Genomic DNA, 1,157 nt, shown 5'->3' with positions numbered 1-1,157 from the left:
TGTTGTGGGGCATGAGGTTCTTGCCACTGGTGCGTCGATGAGATGAGGAACGGGCTCCCCGCCACAGGATGGAAGTTCCTACACAACCCATCCGCAGGAGAAGAGCCCGCCCATGATCCACGCTAACGCACCACTGACCCCGACCGGACGACTGCGCATGGTGACTCGTCACCTGAGCGACGGGATCCCCAAATCCCACGTCGCTGCGGAGTTCCGAGTCTCGCGTCCCACCGTGACCACCTGGGTCACCCGGTACCTCGCCGAAGGCGAGGAAGGACTCAAGGATCGAACCTCTCGACCCGTTCAGAGCCCGTCCCAGACTCCCGCAGAAGTCATCGCCCGCATCGAAGACCTGCGCCGGGAACGCAGCTGGTCAGCCCGGAGGATCTGGCAGCACCTGAACACCGGCGGCTGCGACGACGAGAAAGCCCACGGACCCTGGCACGCCCCGCTGGTGATCGCACTGCGCACCGTGGGCCGATGGCTGCACCGACTCGGGATATCCCGACTCCGGGATCTCACGCCTGAGGGGGAGGATCAGCGGCGCCGGCCACAGCGGATCCGGGCCTACTGGCCTGGTCACATGGTCCACATCGATGTGAAGAAGCTCGGAAGGATCCCCGACGGCGGCGGCTGGTGGGCCCACGGCCGCGGCGCGGGGGCCGCGTTGAAAGCCAAACGAGGCCCAGGCGCCCGAGTCGGGTACACCTACCTGCACTCCGCGATCGACGGGCACTCCCGGTTGGCCTACACCGAGGCCCTTGAGGACGAGACCGCGGCGACCACGATCAGCTTCTTCGCCCGGGCGCGGGCGTTCTTCACCGCTCATGGGATCACCCGGATGGACCGGGTGGTCACCGATAACGGTGCCAATTATCGTGCGAAGGACTTCACCCGAACCGTGGAGGCATTGGCGGGCCGGCATCAGCGGATCCGGCCCTACACGCCGCGGCACAACGGCAAGGTCGAGCGGTTCAATCGGCTCATGGTCGATGAGGTGCTCTACACCCGGATCTACGCCTCAGAGCAAGCCCGCAGGCATGCCCTGGCAGTCTGGGTGAATCACTACAACTATCATCGTCCTCATACTGCCTGTGGCGAGATGCCCCCGGCCTCACTGGTCCCGATCGGTGTCAATAACGTCACGCCCTCTTACA

At 65.3% G+C, this 1,157-nt stretch carries 1 protein-coding gene; it reads left to right on the top strand.

What is annotated here, in order from left to right; translation table 11 throughout:
• Nucleotides 1-112 precede the first annotated feature (112 nt).
• The coding region (locus tag FEF26_RS15455) for an IS481 family transposase (RefSeq protein WP_138254419.1) at nt 113-1,157 on the top strand (1,045 nt) is incomplete at its 3' end.

Source organism: Nesterenkonia salmonea (assembly GCF_005771525.1).
In the GTDB taxonomy this organism is placed as follows: Bacteria; Actinomycetota; Actinomycetes; order Actinomycetales; family Micrococcaceae; genus Nesterenkonia; species Nesterenkonia salmonea.
This window is presented reverse-complemented; position numbering and strand designations above follow the sequence as displayed.